Raw genomic sequence first — 17,899 nt, forward strand, 5'->3', positions numbered from 1 at the left:
TTCGGCTAAATAAGACCGATAAATTCATAGATAAGAATACACCTCGCGGTGTAGGTCTATCTATAAAAGATGTTCGAAACCCAGCAAGATCTTCGCTCGACCCTTGAAGATAAGTTGGAACCCTCAGATAATCAACGATTAAGTCGACTACCAAAAAGCTTTTCCCTACCCGCAAGAATCTTCTCTCCGACAATTTATAGACTTTCACCTATAAACTATCTTTGACCGACCCCTATACACCTTTTTTACAAAGCATATAGAGATCTGGGCTCAACCATTACGTACCCTTCGACATTATAATGTGCTTCTCCTCGATTTTCTATACATTGAATTCATAAACACTCTAATTTCACTGTGCCTTGCCGCATGTTCTCCTAATATTGGACATCTCGTAATAATAGGCCTTTTGCTTGAGCTAAGGGTCCAGCTTCCCAGCGTTTCTTTTCATTCAATATCTTTTCAACATTGCTGGCTTCAAGGTTACCTTTACCTACTTCGATGAGGGTTCCTGCAATGATTCTGACCATATTCCATAAGAATCCATCCCCGTTAACTTCTATATCTATATTGCCATCATGTTCAATAATATTGATATAATTGATCGTGCGAATAGTCGATTTGTTTTTACTTTTGGAGTTTATAAAACTCTGAAAATCATGACTTCCAATTAAAGCGTCGGAAGCCTTTCTCATTTCAGTTAAATTAAGTTTCTCGGCAAGGTGATACGTATACTTCCGATTAAAAACATCTCTGTATTTATTGTTATTTATTTTATAGACATACGTTTTTGATTTTACATTATATCGAGCATGAAATCTTTCATCTACATCTACCATCGATTTCACAACGATATCCTCAGGCAAAAACTGATATAAATAATCCATCATCGTGTCACTGCTCATGGCACATTTAGTATGAAAATTCGCAATATAATTTTCAGCATGTACGCCTAAATCAGTTCTTCCACAGCCCACGAGTAGAACATTTTCCTCCGTCATTTTCGATAATACAGCTTCTATTTTGCCTTGGATTGTAAGATCGGTATCTTTTTGCTTTTGCCATCCTTTATATCTAGAACCATCATAGGCTATAGTCATTTTTAAATTTCTCATTTAATTCCGCCTTTAATTTATTTCAACTGCTATTTTGTCCCGATTCTAAGGTTACATGTTAGTATACTACAATAATTAAGTCAACAAAAGCATGAGACCACTCGGTAACAACAGGAAATTCCCAACTAAAGCAAATATCGTCCCTATGTCAGCTCATTAAACTACCCTTTTCTTCTTAGAATGACTTCGATATTTGATCTTACAAAACCAAAGCCGACTGAATAAGTGAACTGACTTCCCAAGGCAGCGAAGCCACCTGTGCTCCAGCTTGTGTGAGTGCTTCAACTTTACTCTCAAAGGTTCCTCGGCCACCATCGATAATTGCGCCTGCGTGACCCATCCGTTTCCCAGGAGGAGCACTTTTTCCTGCTAAGAAGGCAACGACAGGTTTTGTCATCCTTTTGATATACTTTGAAGCTTCTTCTTCGGCATCGCCACCAATCTCTCCGACTAAAACGACTGCTTTGGTGTCAGGATCGTCTTCAAACTTTCGGAGAACATCAATAAAGGATAATCCCACGATCCGGTCCCCTCCTAGTCCCACAACCGTTGATTGACCGATTCCGGTAGTCGTCAAGTTGGCCACAATCTCATAACTTAAGGTTCCACTTCGGGCAACTACACCAGTGGATCCGGGAGTAAAAATACGATTAGGCATAATTCCAATTTTTGATTGCCCAGGGGAAATCAGTCCATAGGTGTTCGGTCCGACAATGGTCACGTTTTTTCTCTCAGCAAAGGCCATAATTTGCATTGCGTCATGCAGTGGAACATGTTCAGTAATAATGACTAACGTTTTAATACCAGCATCCATAGCCTCAAATGCGACATCTTTGACCAACTGGGAAGGGATAAAGAGGACGGAAGCATCAATCTTCACCTCACTCACTGCCTGATCGACGGTATCATAAACAGGCACATCGGCGATCCTTTGCCCGCCTTTAGTGGGAGATACACCAGCTACAATCTTACTCCCATAGGCTAACATCTGTTCTGTATGGAATTGCCCTTGCTTACCCGTGATTCCTTGAACCAGGATGTTCGTTTGATTATTGATCAAAATTGTCATGATAGGCTCCTTTCTTTTGAGTTAAGGCAACTACTGCTGTAACAGCATCCTTAATATTTTTATAGGATTCAATTCCGTTGGCCTGCAGGATCTCAATTCCAGCCTCTTCATTCGTGCCCACTAAGCGAATAACAACAGGGATATTAATTTCCACGGATTTTTTAACATCGATAAACGCTTTGGCGACCTCATCGCACCGTGTAATTCCGCCAAATATGTTAATCAGGAGAGACTTCGGCTTGGTTGATAATAAGATTTCCAGGGCTTGAGCAACAGTTTCGCGACTAGCCCCACCTCCGGCATCCATGAAGTTACGAGCATTCATACCATAATCCTTAATAAGGTCCAGTGTTGCCATGGTGATGCCCGCACCATTGGCCATGACCCCGATTTCTCCCTCAAGGTCGACATAAGCAATGCCAATGGCGGAAGCCTTCTTTTCCAACTCAGTCTTTTCTTCAACATGAGGGATATCGCTTCGGAAGCGGAACGAAGCATCATCGTCCAAGGTCATTTTGCCGTCAGCTGCGTAAATATCGGTCCCCGAGATGACTAAGGGATTAATCTCCACCAGCTCCGCATCATAAGTCACAAAGATCTGATAAAGCTTTACTAAGAGATCTGAAAGTTTCTTGGCAACTTCTCCGGAAACCCCCAAACGCCGCGAGATCTCACGGGTTGTATAGGGTTGTACGCCCACGGATACGTCAATGAGGCGTTTGATTATCTGTTCAGCAGGGACTTGTTCAATCTCCATTCCACCCGCCTTGGAAGCCAAGAGAACTGGCCTACGGTGTGCTCGATCAATTGCTAGGCCAAGATAGATTTCTTGGTCAATTTTTAGCTTTTCTTCCACCAGAAGTTCGTTAACGCTAGACCCTTTCAGTTGACTGGCGAAAAGTTCCTTCGCTCGAGCAACTGCCTCCTCAGGGGTATCTGCAAATTTTATCCCCCCGGCTTTTCCGCGCCCACCGGCTAAAACTTGGGATTTAATCACAACTGATCCGATAGTTTCCACATATTCCTTAATTCCTTCGGGACTGGAGAAAACACAGCCTTTAGGGGTCACGATGCCATGATTCCGGAAGATCTCTTTGGCCATATATTCGTAGAGTTTCATGGAAAGACTCCTTCCTCGTTTTCCGTAGATCAAAGGAGTCCACGGACATGGACTCCTTCATTCTTATGGACACCTTACTCTGACACGTTCAGGGATAAATCCTATTTATCGCCTTCCTGAGTTGCAGACGCTTCCATTTGAGCGAGTTTAGCCTTTTCTTCATCAATAAGTACGCGGCGTAAGACTTTGCCCACAATGGTTCGAGGAAGAGAATCCCGAAATTCGACAATCCGGGGGGCCTTAAAGGCAGCCAACTTGGTCCGGCAGTAATCAATAAATTCCTGTTCAGTAGCTGTCTCGCCAGGTTTCAGGACAATGTAGGCTTTTACTGTTTCCCCGCGATACTGATCGGGAATCCCGGCAGCGACCGCTTCTTTGACTTTCGGATGTTCATAGAGAACTTCTTCAATGTCTCGAGGGTAGATATTATAACCGCTTGCCAGGATCATGTCCTTTTTACGATCGACAATGTAGAAATACCCATCTTCATCCATCTTAGCGATGTCTCCAGTATATAACCAGCCGTCGCGCAAGGCCTTGGCAGTCTCTTCCGGTTTATTCCAATACCCCTTCATGACTTGTGGGCCTTTGATCACCAATTCTCCGATTTCTCCGGGCAAAAGTTCATGAGTCCCGGTTTCCAAGTCGACGATCGTGGAATCAGTATTAGGAAAGGGTAGCCCGATTGAGCCGATCCGGCTGGGTCGACCGTGTGGGTTGCAGTGCGTTACCGGAGAAGCTTCAGATAGACCGTAACCTTCCACAAGGTTTCCTCCCCCTGTGATTGCTTCGAAACGATGAGCAACTTCCATCGGCAATGGAGCAGAACCACTAATACACACTTTAATTCCTGCCAGATCCTCTTTATATTCTCCGACTCGGGGATGACTGTTGATTGCGGTATACATCGTAGGAGCTCCAGGAAATGACGTCGGTTTATATAGTTTTATCGCCTCTAAAATCTGGGTTGCGTCAAATCGCGGCATGACGATTTGCGTACTGGCACAGGCCACTGCATAATTGACACAGTTTGTCATCCCATAAACGTGGAATACGGGCAAGATCGTCAAAATTCTTTCTTGGCCGTATTGCAGATCTATAGCCCACTCCATCACTTGATACGTATTGGCCACAAGATTGAAATGAGTGAGCATAACTCCCTTCGAAACCCCAGTCGTTCCTCCGGTATATTGTAATACAGCGGTATCCTCCTTAGGATCAATCTTGACTTCTGGAGGAGAGGGCGGATACTGTTTGAGGAGTGTATCGTACTCCAGAACGTCCGCAAATTCTCCTGCTGGCTGCCCAAAATGAAAGGCAATCACGTTTTTAAGAGCGGTTTCGTTCCTAATCGCTTTGACCTGTGGATATATTGCATCCCAGACAATCATTGAAGACGCTCCCGCATCAATCATCTGATGGGAAATTTCCCGTTCCACATACATGGGATTGGTCTGAACTACGATTGCCCCAAGTTTGAGCACGGCAAAAAAGCTCACTTCCCATTGTGGAGAATTTGGCCCCATCAAGCCGACGCGATCGCCCTTTTGAATTCCGAGAGCCGCTAAGGCGGTTGCAAAACGATTCACCTGTTCTCCGAACTGAGCATAGGAGATCTGTTCTGACCCGAAGATCATGGCTATGGTATCGGGCATTTGGGCAACGGAATCATCGAAGATTTCTCCTAATGATTTTAAAGGAATCTCTATTTGCGTCTTAACATCTGAAGGATAATTCTTATACCACGTAAATTTCCCACCTAGCATTACAATCCATCCTCTCTCATCCTAAATTGTGTTGTCTCTCTTACCCCTTTTGTCTAAAACGGAGAACAATTCACAACAACGGTCACTTTGCAAAAAGATTTTCCCTCCTTTATATTTTCAGAATATTAAAATAACATCATATCTCTATATTCAAGAACCATGCCAATTTGAAACTTAAAAAAGAGTTATTAAAAAAACGCGAATCCTCTTCACACAAGGGAAAAAACCCCGACTAATTTTCGGGGCGCAGCAGCAAGGTGTATACCAATAAGACATTTCCTTACGTTTAAGGATACAGTGTATACTAAATAGACAATGTTGAGCAATGAATAGGATTTTTAGGTCCCAAAGATCTGCTGTTACTTATAAACAGAGTATCAACCTGCTTGATTCCTGCTTTCTTCAAGACGGGCAAGATATCGTGCGAAGATGATATGCAATGTCTGTATTTGCGCACATATGTCCAATCATCGTTCGCTTAGGAATAGCACCCGCCGATAGTAAGTCACCATTAATGTTAGAGGGTTTTAGGCTCTCCCCTTTTCCTGATGCATTCTTCTCGTTTTTTCCTGGATATTTTCCGGGGGAATAGACAATACCGTTCGACGGAACATTGTCAAGGCACCACTTGGACAGGCCGCAGAACAGACTCCACAGCCAAGGCAAAGTTCTTCCTTCACAACTGGCATTTCCTCACCTTCCCCTAAATGGGTCAGAGTGATAGCGTGGATTTGGCACTTATCCGAACAGATTCCGCACCCCAGGCAGTTTTCACTATCCAGGGTCGGGATAAAGTGACTGGGTTGGGTTGCAAAGATTTGATCTTCATTGATACCGCTAAGCACTTTGCAACAACATCCACAGCAATGGCAGATATAAGTCGGTTTGTTCATCACGTTATCACATAAATGAACTAAGCCGAGTTCCTGGGTCTGTTCGAGCACGTTCAGAAGTTCCTCAACGGTGGCTGGTCTGCCTAGACCCTTACGAATGATCCATTCGGCGGCTGAGCCTAAAGAAGTACATACTTCTACCGGTGCATCACATGCCGTTCCCATATGAGCCGCTTCATGGCGACAGGCACATAAGGAGATGGCCCCGCCACCAGCTTCCTTGATGATTTTGGTTGCTCTTTCATAATTGAGGACTTCAGTTTCAACGGCCAGAGGGATGACATTTTCGTAAACTAAGGTACGCATGATTTTCGTATCCAGGCCTGCCATTTCTGCACGAACTCCTTCGCTATGAAAATAGATATCAAATAACTCGGCGAGTTCTTTTAAGTCGACCTGTTTCCCCGTACGCATAAATGTATACTCAAAGAAACCCACAACCATGGGGGTTAGCATATAATAGACCGTATTTTTGCGCGGAATATCAATGACTAGACCCTTATCGGACATTCCGTCGAGGAGTGTTCTTAGTTTTTCTTCCGGAAAATCCATAAGAATTGCGATTTTTTCTAAGGACATTGGAACCAAAGGAAGTTGGCTTCCGACTAGGGCTTCACTTTCCGTATAAAGACGATGAAGGATTTGCAATAGAGGTTCATTGATTGGCGCTCCCTCAGGAGTCTTGCTCAGGCGCTCTGCCAAGGCATGATATAGCTCATCTTTGGCGTTTAGGATATGTCCCAATGTGTTTTCCTCCCTCTGAAGACATGTTGAACAAGTCGTTCGTTTAAAAAGATTTATCCTAGCGATTCTGTTTATCGCCTAAGGCGATACCAGCAATAATCATTTTCTGGATGTTGGAAGTACCTTCGACAACCTGGAAGGATTTTGCGTCCCGTAAATACCGTTCAACCGGATATTCAGAGGAATAACCGTAAGAGCCCAAGATTTTCATGGCTTCGTTTGCGATATGTACTGCAGATTCAGCCGCATAATACTTAGCGATAGACGTTTCAATCTGATTTGCCTGGCCTTGGTCTTTTAACCAAGCCGCACGGTAGACAAGAAGCTGGGCCGCATGATGTTCCGCCGTCATTTCGGCAATCGATGCCTGAATCATTTGAAATGAACCGATTTTTTGGCCAAATTAAGTCCGCTCATTGGCGTAGCTGATTGCGACCTCTAAGGCGGCTCCAGCCACACCAATACCCCCAGCCGCACAACTAATACGCGTATTATTCAACTGCCACATGCAGATTTTAAATCCTTCGCCTACCTGACCAAGTACTGCGTCTTTCCGTAATTTTACGTCATCAAAATATATTTCTCCGGTCGGAGCATTGGCAAGACCAGCCTTTGTTTTTATTTCGCGGACCGTTATTCCTTCAGTTTCTTGGAGATTAATAATGAAACAAGTGATTCCCTTGCTTTTCTTCTCTCGATCAGTCGATGCATAGAGAAGACCATAATCTCCACAAGACGCCTGTGATATCCACATCTTACTCCCGTTAATTTCCCAATAATCCCCTCGATCTGTCGCAGTCGTCCGCATACTTCCGACATCAGATCCGTTATTCGGTTCAGTGATGGCAAAAAAGCCGAGTTTTTCACCGCTGACCCAGCCAGGAATGTACTTTTCTTTTTGCTCGGCTGTTCCGAATTCTTGAACTGTAATTGCAGGACCGATGTTTTGCAAGTTCAGGGGTAACCGCCAGGAGGCATTCAGTTTCGCGATTTGTTCAGCTATCAGGACCGAATCCAAAATTCCCAACCCGTTGCCCCCGTATTCTTCTTGTATGCCGCAGCCTAGAAAGCCCGCATCCCCCATTTTCTTAACAATTTCTGGCCGAAAAGTATGACTTTGAAGATCCTCTTCCATTGTCGGTAAGATTTCTTTCTCGGCAAATTTACGAACCATGTTTTGTAATAACTTTTGTTCTATTGTTAATGAAAAGTCCATCCCCAAATCTCCCCTTTTATCGTTGTATTTTCGTACTAATAAATGCTTTGAAATATCCGAATTTATTAGCGTCCTTGGAATTGAGCTTGCCACTCGGCCATCTCAATCAAAGCCTCGCGGTGATCTTCCAACTCTCTAACGATCGCCATTTGAGAGTCCTTCATTCTTAAACACCAGAACTCCGCTAATAAGGCCTGTTGGTTATAATCCTCCTTTCGTATGTAGCTCCCATATTTTTCTAAGTTATATCACTCTGCCTTTATAATAAGCAATTTACATACCAGGAAGGGATTTTTGCTCTTTTAAGAGCAAAAACGTCATTTACCCGAGGTACAACGGCCACTATATTTTAATTTGCCTCGTGGGATTCTCTATCTATATGTATGCATATCGATACAGTTCTAAGAATTTTGGCGATTTCCCTACCCCTCGGTTAGTCAAAGTACTCTCTCCTCGCTTTGTTTAATTTATATACAGGGGTGTATACAAATCAAACACTTTAGGTCGCTGTCCATCCCCTGATGAGCAGGGATATCTCTTTCTGAAGTAAAGAAAACCCGGCTTTCGCCGAGCTTTGCGATAAAGAAGACTTGGCCAGCGCCAAAGCGATGGCCTTAGTCGCCTTATCCTGCCGGACTTAACCACTTGCATCGTAGGAGAATGAAAGCCGCTGGTTGCACTTATACTATCTGCCCCAAAATTTATACTTTCTGTTAGTACAAAAAAACGGCTAGCCGAATCGGCTAATCGCATTTATTCTCGAATAATAAGAAAGCTAGATTTCATTTTAATTATTTTCAGTATATTTAGAAGATTCACATTGATGGCATATAAATTGCTTATACAGTATGGTACAGTTCAGAATTATTGAGAGCTGAATTAAGCTGGAAGGGAGTGAACTTGCAAAACTGAGCCCCCAAGTAACGAGTGAGTATAAAACAAGGAGGATGAAAAGATGACTAATATTTTTAAAAAGGAAACAATTATCTTTACGGTCTTGTTAGTAGCACTTATTATGATTGGTGAATTCGTTTTTGAGTTAAATCACCTTCCTAGCTGGCCTGCTTTTATGATTATGATATTCTTCTTTATGTCCCATACGAATATAAAAGAAGTTCCGGCGATATTGGTGGGTTCATTTTTCGGGATGGCCAATCTTATTCTGATAAAATACTGGTATTATTTTGCAGTCCCTTTGCTAGGAGGGGACATGGCAAAATACACCGCTCCAGAAACAGTCGAAACTATGTTCATTTCCAAGCTAATATACGTAGCTGTTTTTGTGGCAGCAATTATTTTCTTAAAAGATGTTCTTCCCATATTATTCAATAACTATGCTTTTATGTTGTTTACAGTCGCTGCTATTGCGTCTAATGGAAATACCGCTGCTTCTCTAGCCGCAAAAACTGTTGCTGGCGCTGCCGCTAGTGTTGTTGCGACTGGAGGTAATGCTGCTGAGCTTGCTGCAGTGAAAGTTGCTACGGACAAAGCAATAGCGGCCACCGTACCAATAACGAGTGTTTACCAATGGATGGCGGTGGAGCTAATCGGTGGAGCTTGCTTCATTTTAGGTATTTATGCTATTAATAAACTGTTAGCTAAGCTTGCAGGTGCTCCTGCACAAGCTCACTCTAATATAAAAGGTTAACTTTCAAACAATAAAGATGGTCCTGATGAGCTTTAATATCGCTCAGAGTAAAGCGCTCTCTTTAATTGACTTAAAGGAGCGCTTTTTAAAATACTTGAGTAAAGAGTTTATTGGTTTATGATGGCAATGGTACATCGGGAAATGCAAATCAGCTGATTACTTTCATCGCGAATTTTGATATCCCAAACCATCGTTGTGCGGCCTTTGTGCAAGGGAGTTGCCTCTGCAGTTACCATTCCCTCCTTTTTTCCCCGTAAATGGTTCGCATTGATCTCCAACCCAACTGCCGCTTGTTTCTCTTGATCTATTAGATTCCAAGTCCCAATGCTTGCTAGGGTCTCGGCCAAGGCTACTGAAGCCCCACCGTGGAGTAAACCGGTGGGCTGACGCGTTACCTCATTGACTGGCATCGTAGCGATCACTCGTTCTGGCGTCAGTTCCTTGATAACAATACCCAAGGCTTGGATCATCGTACCTTCAGTTGCGTTCTTAAGATAATTTGACTTAAGCATTTCTAACCCCTTTCTACTCGTTTACTTCCTCTGTACCTTCCTTAACCTGCCAATGATTGAGCTCAAATCCGTCTTCTGGACGATAGCGATCAAAAATATGCTGACGATAGTTTACATACTCTTCATAGTTAACCTTGATCCCTTCGGCACGAAGGAGTTCTTCAAAGTCCTTTAAGTCTGGTGGACACCCTTTAACCGCAATCGCCTGCTGAATATGTGGGTTATCTTTGTTTAAATCACAGGCACACTTACCAAAGAGAATCGTTTTGGCAAAGCCTTCGGACGCGCTTTGAGATTTACCACTGACGAGTTCAATATTTGGAAAAGGCTGCCCGTTGAAGGATGACATCATCAGAATGAGCATTGGATTAAACAGCACGGAACAACCGGTACACAGGGAATTATCATATTTACGGATCGCCAGACCGGTTATTCCTCGCTTTTCAAAGCCAATCGGGCCGGTATTTTCTTTGGTCCACTCCCAGTCATAATCCACAAACTGGCGATGCTCTTCGAGACGCTCACCCTTGATTTTTAGGTCGTCTAGACTTAGGCTTCTTCGGTTGCGCTTGGCGTAATCTTGAAGATAAGGGACTTCCTCTCCTTTATACCCTAAAACTTCGGCACCCACCAAATCACACGCTAAGGGATCACGGGACGCAATCAAAAGGTTCTTACGAAAGGCCTTACCCGTATGCCCAGGGCCCTTTTCTAACGTGTACACTCCGTCGATAATCGTTAAAGCAACGGGAAGTTTTTCGATAATTCGCGGAAAGGTTTCTAATAAGTCAAACTCGCCTAACCCATGGCAAAACATTTTCGACTTACGGCTCAGAACTCCTTTCATATTTTTAATACCCAAAGAGACTTTGGCTTGATTGTGGGTTTTAAGCACAGGCACATTAATAATCTTATCGGCATCAAGGACACTTTGAGCAATCGATAAGGTGAAATTTCCAAAATCGACTTGTCCAAAACGACCTTGATTAAAGTCAACGAGTTCTAATCCATACTGTTTAGCCAAGTCCTCATAACCAATCGTTTGATAGACAGACGGATCCTGAGAATGCGCTTTCGGCAGCCCTCCTTCGCCGATGGTTAAGTGGTTAAAGCCATTTTCCTTAAGCAGACGCACTAAGGCATGAATAACCGTTGTGGTTGTAATCACCCCAAAGGGTGGAAAAGGCAGTTCAAAATCCCAGCTCACAATATTCGGTTTAATGAGAATTTTGTCCTCCGGATTTAATCCTGCAAATCCATCGCATTCTTCTATTAGCTTTTTCAGCGAAGTGTAAGGATCCTCAAAGCTGACCATAGACACTATTGATTTTGACATCACATGTTAGCTCCTTCTCTAAAATTTATAAAGCTATGCCTTTTCAAAAATTGTAGCAATACCCTGCCCTCCTCCGATACAGGCAGTTACGAGTCCGAATCGAGCACTTCTTTTTTCCATCTCGTAGACTACTTTCGTGGTTAAAATGGCGCCTGTGGCAGCAATCGGATGACCGTGGGCGATTGCTCCGCCATTGACATTAACCTTATTCCGATCAAAACCTAATTCGCGATCTACCGCCAGACATTGTGCAGCAAAGGCCTCATTTAATTCGATTAAGTCGATGTCTTTCAAAGCTAAGCCAGCTTGTTTTAGGGCTTTGCGGGTTGCTGGCACAGGCCCTATCCCCATAATCGAAGGATCGACACCGGCTACGGCAAAGCTACTGATTTTGGCCAGTGGCTTTAATCCGAGCTCTTTAGCTTTATCACTGGACATAATAATAACTGCAGCAGCTGCATCATTGAGACCCGAACTATTGCCTGCCGTGACGGTACCGTCCTTTTTGAAGACAGGAGCAAGCTTAGCTAACCCTTCCCTGGTCGTTTCAGGGCGTGGATGTTCATCCCTCGTAAAGAGAACAGGGGGATTTTTACCTTGAGGCACAGTTAAAGGTACGATTTGCGCATTGAACACTCCGTTTGCTTGCGCATGAGCCATTTTTTGTTGGCTGTCGAGGGCAAACGCATCTTGTTCCTCACGGCTGATGTTGTACTTTGCCGCCAGATTTTCGGCTGTGAGCCCCATTTCCGGATTTCCAATTTCAGAAGGTGAAAGTTGAAAGCCCTGACGGAACTGAGGAGGAGTTTTACTAAAGAAATCCTGATGCTCCATGATATATGGACGGAGGGACATGCTTTCGACTCCTCCAGCAATGTAGATATCCCCCTGCCCAGCCATAATTGCCTGCGCGGCCAGATTGACCGCATTTAGACCTGACCCACACTGCCGATCGATGGTGATTCCCGTAATTTCCATCGGTAAGCCTGCTTGAAGGGCACATAAACGGGCGATATTTCCGCCTGCATTCAGACAGTTGCCGAAAATCACATCTTCGACAAGATTGGGATCAAGGTTAATCCGTTTAAGGGCTTCTTTGATAACCTCAGCTCCGAAAAACTGAGGAGGAATCCTACCAATGGTCCCCCCCTCACGACCAATAGCTGTACGCACAGCAGACACGATGACAGCTTCTTTGCTCACTTTGTCCCACTCCAATTCCTTTTAGAATTTATTCGTAACTATAAAATCCTTGACCGCTCTTTTTACCCCATTCCTTCTTCACAAATTTCTCGACAATTAAGGGAGAGGGTTTATCCTTAGGATCCCTCGATTCTTGATAACGTTCCATTGAAACGTAGTAGGACAAATCGATACCTGTCAGGTCCATGAGGCGGAAAGGTCCCATCGGGTGCCCTAAAGCTTGGGTCACCGCAAGGTCGATTTCTTCTGGGTTGCAATGCCGACATCGGCTAAAAATACTGCTTCATTGTTGAGAGCTGCTAAAATTCGATTGATTAAGAAACCATAAATTTCTTTTTTTAAGAGAACTGCGTTTTTGCCCATTTTTTCAACTAAAGCCTTCGTAATTTGAGCCGTTTCTTCAGAGGTATGTGGCCCTTGGACCACTTCGACAAGCTTCATAACTAAAGCTGGATTAAAGAAATGCATATTGCACACTTTATCTGGACGATGAGTTGCGTCTGCAACTTTGGAACTCACGATGAACGAACTATTTGTCGCCAAAATCGCCTGACTGGGGGCTAAACGATCCAAATCAGCAAATAGTTTCCGCTTAACGTCCAATTTCTCGACCGCTGCTTCAATAACAAAGTCAGCGTCGCCCACTGCATCGCCTAGATTCTCAGTAAAACTTAAATTAGCCAACGCCTGTTGGGCGAGCTCTGGAGCAAGCTTTCCTTTAGCTACCCGCTCGGGTAGCCAGCTTTGAGCAAAACTCTCAGCCTTTGCTAACATCTCAACACTAATATCGGACACTTTTACTTGAAAACCTGCCAAAGCTGCACTGATGGCAATTTGGTGTCCCATGTTTCCAGCACCAATCACCGCAATTTTTTGAACATCCTCAATTCTCATTTTTAGTCCTCCTTCAAATTTATTGCTCGGCCCTAAAACGCTTCTTCAGGAATATCGATTGCTGAAGTGTCCGCTTCTTTAATGATTTGAGCAGTAGCCATGACATCAGGTAAAAGGTTGCGTACGTAGAAACGGGACGATTGAACTTTGCCTTCGTAAAACGCACGGTCAAAGTACTCCGCGGTTACTTCCTCAAGCCTTTTTTGAGCAATAACGGCCTGTTCCATCAAGAGGCTACCGCAATAAAGTTCGGCGGTTATTCTCAAGATACGGGTGGCATAGATCGGGACTAAACGAATATCCTGAGTGAAATATTGAGATACTGTCTGGATTAATTCTTGATAAGCTTGGAGAGCCTTACCTAATATCGCGAACTCCCGAGTGAACTGAGGATACCCCTTGTTTTCTGTCACGAAGTGGACCTGTTCCATCAACCATTCCTTAAAGACTGTTCCTTTATCTAAGCGCCATTTCCGGCCCACAAGATCCATCGATTGGATAAAATTCGTACCTTCCCAAATTGAGTAGATCTTGCTATCCCGAGCTTGCCGAGCCACAGGAAACTCTTCGGTATATCCATAACCACCATGAACCTGAATCGCCTCCGCAGTCAAAATCCAAGCTTGGTCTGAACAATAAGCTTTAATCAGTGGAGTAATAACCTCCATTCGACGTTTGGCCATTTCGACTTCAGGTGCTTCCTCACCAAAGGTTTGAAGATCCAGATAATAATAGGCTTTAAAGATCATGGCCCGCATGCCTTCTAACGTGGACTTTTGCGTCAGAAGCATTCTCCGCACATCTTCATGTTCAATGATGCGGACTCTTGGACCTTTAGGCTTGGTGATTGCTCTCCCTTGAATTCGTTCTTTGGCATAGGCGACGGCGTTGTTATAGGCAACGGTTGCTACCGCTAGAGCGCTATGACCGGTATCTAACCGTGAGCCATTGATCATCTTAAACATTTGGGCCATTCCCTCACCAAAACCGTTTTCATCTGGGGCGTTACCCAAAAGGTATCCTCGGCATTTTCCTTCGTCACCAAAACTTAAAACTGCCGTTGATGAACCCTTAATGCCCAACTTGTGTTCAATCCCAACCGTCGTCACATCATTTTTTTCTCCTAAATTTCCATCATCCTGGATCCAGTACTTCGGAGTTATGAATAAGGAAAGCCCTTTGGTACCCGAGGCTGCACCTTCGATGCGGGCCAATACCAAGTGAATGATATTCTCAGTAAGGTCATGATCCCCGCCTGTGATAAAACATTTCGTACCTTTGATCGAGTAGATGCCATGCTCCTCAGTAGGGTAAGCCTTAGAGAGCATATCGCCTACATCAGAACCACCTCCCGGTTCGGTCAAGCACATGGTTCCACCCCAAACGCCGCTAAACATTTTAGGCGTGAACCGTTTAATTTGTTCCACGGAACCAAAAGCCTTGATAACGCTGGCGATCCCACCCCCTAAACCGATATAAGGTATTAGTGCAGGATTAGCGCTGAGCAGGTATTCATGGACCGCACCAAAGATGAGATGGGGTAGCATTCCTTCCCCCTCGATATCTTTATTACTGGAACCCCAGCCATTTTCCTGAATGAACTGAAATGCTTTATGAAACGAGGGCGGAACAGTAACCTTTCCATCCCTGTAGATGGCACCTAAGTTATCTCCGTCATCATTGGTAGGGGCGATTTCTTCCTTGGCCATTTTTAACGCTTGATCGAGTATAGGATCTACATCTTCAAGGCTTAGATTGTCTTTAAATCGCTTCAGTCCAAGGATCTTTTCTCCCTTGAGCCATTCTTTAATGATAAATTTATGTTCGCGATTGCTATAGATATAGTGACTCGCCATCACTAACTCTCCTTTCTTGGACTCGTTGATTTTTCAACTTGAATCCCGGCCAAGTATTTTGCTAAATTCTTCTTGGCTTTAAGATTATATTGTCCGGTTATGGCAATTCGCTCCATGATTGGGGAGCCTCCACCATGGACGCCGGCAACCATACTGACTCCTGCATGGGCTGACGTTAATAAATCACTAAAGAACCGAAACGCTCGATGTTGGTCTTCATTAGATACTCCTTCTCGACGCATCATATATTTAGCCAGATATTTCGCTGTTGCAGGATTATAAAAGTCTTTTTCGGGAGGAAGGGTCGCCGGAAGTCCACCCGTGATTTCAGCGAGAATCTCGTGTTCGCGATAAACATTAATCCCCGCGTGATAGCGCGCGACATTCGTGAAGACGATGTCCGGTATATAGGTGCCGGAAGGAGCCTGGGTTCCTTTTACGGAAGCGGCAATTCCTGTACCATAAACCAGTTCGGCCAAGGCAATGAGCTCAGCCATTTGATCACGGACATGGGGCGTTTTTTCAATCCCATTATAGTCGGCCGCTAAAGCAGCTGCACCCATGACCACATCGGTCATTGCTGGTTTACAACCGGTATAACTGTGTCGGTGATACGTAGCAAAAAGGGAAGCAAGCTGTCCGGCAAATTCCCATTCTCCACACATGAATACCCTCTCCCAAGGAACAAAGACATCATCAAAAACCGTGAAGGAATCAGCTGAGCCATAATTAGCAAGGGGAGCTTTCAATTTTTCACGAGGTCTCAGGGTGGTTGAACGGATAATGAGCGTCACACCCGGGGCATCAGCGGGGATCGTAAAAGCAACAGCCCAATCCGCATCTTTTTCAGTCATCATCCGCGTAGGCACCACAACAAGTTCATCCGCGTAGGGTGCAATCGTATTGTGGGCTTTGGCACCGCGAACGATAATCCCTGACTCGGTTTTCTTGACCACTCTTAAGTATAAATCTGGGTCTTTTTGCTGATGGGGTCTGAGCATGCGATCACCCTTGACATCCGTTTGAGCGCAATTACCCACAAGATCTTGCTCTTGGTAATTCTTAAGGTAGGTTTCAAAGCGTTCGAAATAATTTGTTCCTTTGGCCATATCAATATTCTTCGTTACAACTGACAAGGCATTTAAAGCATCTGTGCCCATGCATCGCTGAATACAGCCGCCCACATACTGGCTATAAAAGCGGGTCATTTCCTGTTTCTTTAGCAAATCTTCGGTGCTATGGTGAATATGGGTATAACGGTTGATCTTCTGACCTGTCAAATGGGATTGGGCGGTAAGAAGGGCTTCATTTTCCGGAATCTGAGCCAGGTTGAAGGTCTCGGCAATAACGTTGGTTCCTGGAGTAAGGCTCGGGTCATCTCGCTCAATCAGTTCACCATTCATGTATACATTTCGACGCATCATTTTTAGTTTCGCCAAATATTCTTCTGCTGTTCTCATCTTTTTACCTCCATTTCGTTGATTTCCTATTTCCCTTGAAAGTTTGGACGTCGTTTTTGCAAGAAGGCTTCCATTCCTTCTTTTTGGTCTTGAGTGGCAAACAGCAGGCTAAAACATTGATGTTCGTATTGAAGACCGGCTTGGAGATCCATTCTGAGGCCCTCATCGATTGCCGACTTAGCCATCCGTAAGGCTACCGCTCCCCTTGCCGCAAAACGCTTGGCCAGGCGCTGGGCTTCAGCCAAGAGTTGTTCAGTTGGCACAACTTTATTAACTAGGCCCACGCGTAAGGCCTCTTGCGCGTCAATAAAATCCCCGCTAAAAATCATTTCCTTGGCTTTCCCTGCACCGATAAGTCGAGGTAAGCGCTGTGTCCCTCCAGCACCAGGTAAAATTCCCAAAGTAATTTCGGGTAACCCCAATTTGGCATTTTCACCCGCCAGACGCACATCACAAACCAAGGAAAGTTCACACCCTCCGCCTAACGCATACCCGGCTATTGCTGCAATGACAGGTTTAGGCATATTCTCAATGATCTCCAGTGCCTTGGCTGAAGGTCTGTCAGCTAAGGCAATATCAAGTGCTCCAGCCATAGCCATATCCCGAATGTCGGCTCCCGCAGCGAATACTTTCTCCCCTCCAGTGATGATGACAGCGCGAACTTCATCATCGTTTGCTAACTGCTCAGCTGCTTGGATTAGTTCCAGATAAACGTGTTGGTTGAGAGCATTGAGTACTTCAGGCCGATTTAGGGTGATTGTGGCAACTCCATCCTCAATACTTAGAAGTAAGGTTTCGAAATTCAAAGTTTCATTCCCCCTCAAAGTTTTCTGAATTTTGTGATTACCCATTACTTCTATTCAAAAATCATGCCAACGAAAGGCCAACGGAAAGATTCCTCGAAAAAACGCCGATTCCTTATCCGGCAAATAAAGAAAACCCGGCTTTCGCCGAGCTTTGCGATATAGAAGACTTGGTCAGCGCCAAAGCGGTGGCCTTAGTCGCCTTATCCTGCCGAACTTAACCGCATTCATCGTAGGAAAGCGAAAACCGCTGGTTGCACTTAGAGT

At 44.4% G+C, this 17,899-nt stretch carries 12 protein-coding genes and 2 pseudogenes; 1 reads left to right on the forward strand and 13 read right to left on the reverse strand.

Annotated elements, in window-relative coordinates; all coding sequences use genetic code 11:
* Positions 1-374 precede the first annotated feature (374 nt).
* The 6 genes and pseudogenes from truA to VM640_RS08000 all read right to left on the reverse strand — a co-directional run bounded on the left by truA (position 375) and on the right by VM640_RS08000 (position 7,920).
* Positions 375-1,112 (reverse strand): tRNA pseudouridine(38-40) synthase TruA, encoded by a 738-nt coding sequence (gene truA, locus VM640_RS07975; protein WP_325391039.1) that lies wholly within the window; start codon positions 1,110-1,112, stop codon positions 375-377.
* A gap of 199 nt (positions 1,113-1,311) precedes the next feature.
* Complete coding sequence (gene sucD, locus VM640_RS07980; RefSeq protein ID WP_325391041.1) at positions 1,312-2,181, reverse strand: succinate--CoA ligase subunit alpha; 870 nt, start codon at positions 2,179-2,181, stop codon at positions 1,312-1,314.
* A complete protein-coding gene (gene sucC / locus VM640_RS07985; protein ID WP_325391043.1) occupies positions 2,162-3,301 on the reverse strand; it encodes an ADP-forming succinate--CoA ligase subunit beta in 1,140 nt (379 codons plus the stop codon). The genes sucD and sucC overlap by 20 nt, the downstream gene beginning before the upstream one ends.
* Before the next feature lie 101 nt (positions 3,302-3,402).
* The gene (locus VM640_RS07990) at positions 3,403-5,067 is read right to left on the reverse strand and encodes a long-chain-fatty-acid--CoA ligase (protein WP_325391045.1); all 1,665 of its coding nucleotides are present in this window, start codon (positions 5,065-5,067) and stop codon (positions 3,403-3,405) included.
* Between the two features lie 527 nt (positions 5,068-5,594).
* Positions 5,595-6,704 carry a 4Fe-4S binding protein gene (locus VM640_RS07995; protein WP_325391047.1) on the reverse strand — a complete coding sequence of 370 codons (1,110 nt, stop codon included), beginning with the start codon at positions 6,702-6,704 and terminating at the stop codon, positions 5,595-5,597.
* Between the two features lie 58 nt (positions 6,705-6,762).
* Positions 6,763-7,920 (reverse strand): annotated as a pseudogene (locus VM640_RS08000) (acyl-CoA dehydrogenase family protein).
* Positions 7,921-8,875: 955 nt separating this feature from the next.
* Between VM640_RS08000 and VM640_RS08005 the strand changes: the two are divergent.
* Positions 8,876-9,568, forward strand: a complete 693-nt coding sequence (locus tag VM640_RS08005) for a hypothetical protein (RefSeq protein ID WP_325391049.1) — start codon at positions 8,876-8,878, stop codon at positions 9,566-9,568.
* A 107-nt stretch (positions 9,569-9,675) separates the two neighbouring features.
* Here VM640_RS08005 and VM640_RS08010 read toward each other — a convergent pair whose 3' ends face one another.
* The 7 genes and pseudogenes from VM640_RS08010 to VM640_RS08040 form a co-directional block, all read right to left on the reverse strand.
* On the reverse strand, positions 9,676-10,080 hold the full coding sequence (locus VM640_RS08010; RefSeq protein WP_325391051.1) for a hotdog fold thioesterase: 405 nt from the start codon (positions 10,078-10,080) through the stop codon (positions 9,676-9,678).
* 13 nt (positions 10,081-10,093) lie between these two features.
* Positions 10,094-11,416 carry a DUF362 domain-containing protein gene (locus tag VM640_RS08015; protein WP_325391052.1) on the reverse strand — a complete coding sequence of 441 codons (1,323 nt, stop codon included), beginning with the start codon at positions 11,414-11,416 and terminating at the stop codon, positions 10,094-10,096.
* A 33-nt stretch (positions 11,417-11,449) separates the two neighbouring features.
* Entirely contained in the window at positions 11,450-12,619 is a 1,170-nt protein-coding gene (locus VM640_RS08020; protein WP_325391055.1) for a thiolase family protein, read from the reverse strand.
* A gap of 28 nt (positions 12,620-12,647) precedes the next feature.
* Positions 12,648-13,513: pseudogene (locus tag VM640_RS08025) on the reverse strand (3-hydroxyacyl-CoA dehydrogenase family protein).
* Positions 13,514-13,545: 32 nt separating this feature from the next.
* Complete coding sequence (locus VM640_RS08030) at positions 13,546-15,369, reverse strand: acyl-CoA dehydrogenase family protein (RefSeq protein WP_325391057.1); 1,824 nt, start codon at positions 15,367-15,369, stop codon at positions 13,546-13,548.
* A gap of 2 nt (positions 15,370-15,371) precedes the next feature.
* Positions 15,372-16,829 carry a 4-hydroxyphenylacetate 3-hydroxylase family protein gene (locus VM640_RS08035; protein ID WP_325391059.1) on the reverse strand — a complete coding sequence of 486 codons (1,458 nt, stop codon included), beginning with the start codon at positions 16,827-16,829 and terminating at the stop codon, positions 15,372-15,374.
* Between the two features lie 26 nt (positions 16,830-16,855).
* Complete coding sequence (locus VM640_RS08040; protein ID WP_325391061.1) at positions 16,856-17,635, reverse strand: enoyl-CoA hydratase/isomerase family protein; 780 nt, start codon at positions 17,633-17,635, stop codon at positions 16,856-16,858.
* Positions 17,636-17,899 lie beyond the last annotated feature (264 nt).

The sequence above is a fragment of the Desulfitobacterium sp. genome (assembly GCF_035539115.1).
GTDB lineage: Bacteria > Bacillota > Desulfitobacteriia > Desulfitobacteriales > Desulfitobacteriaceae > Desulfitobacterium_A.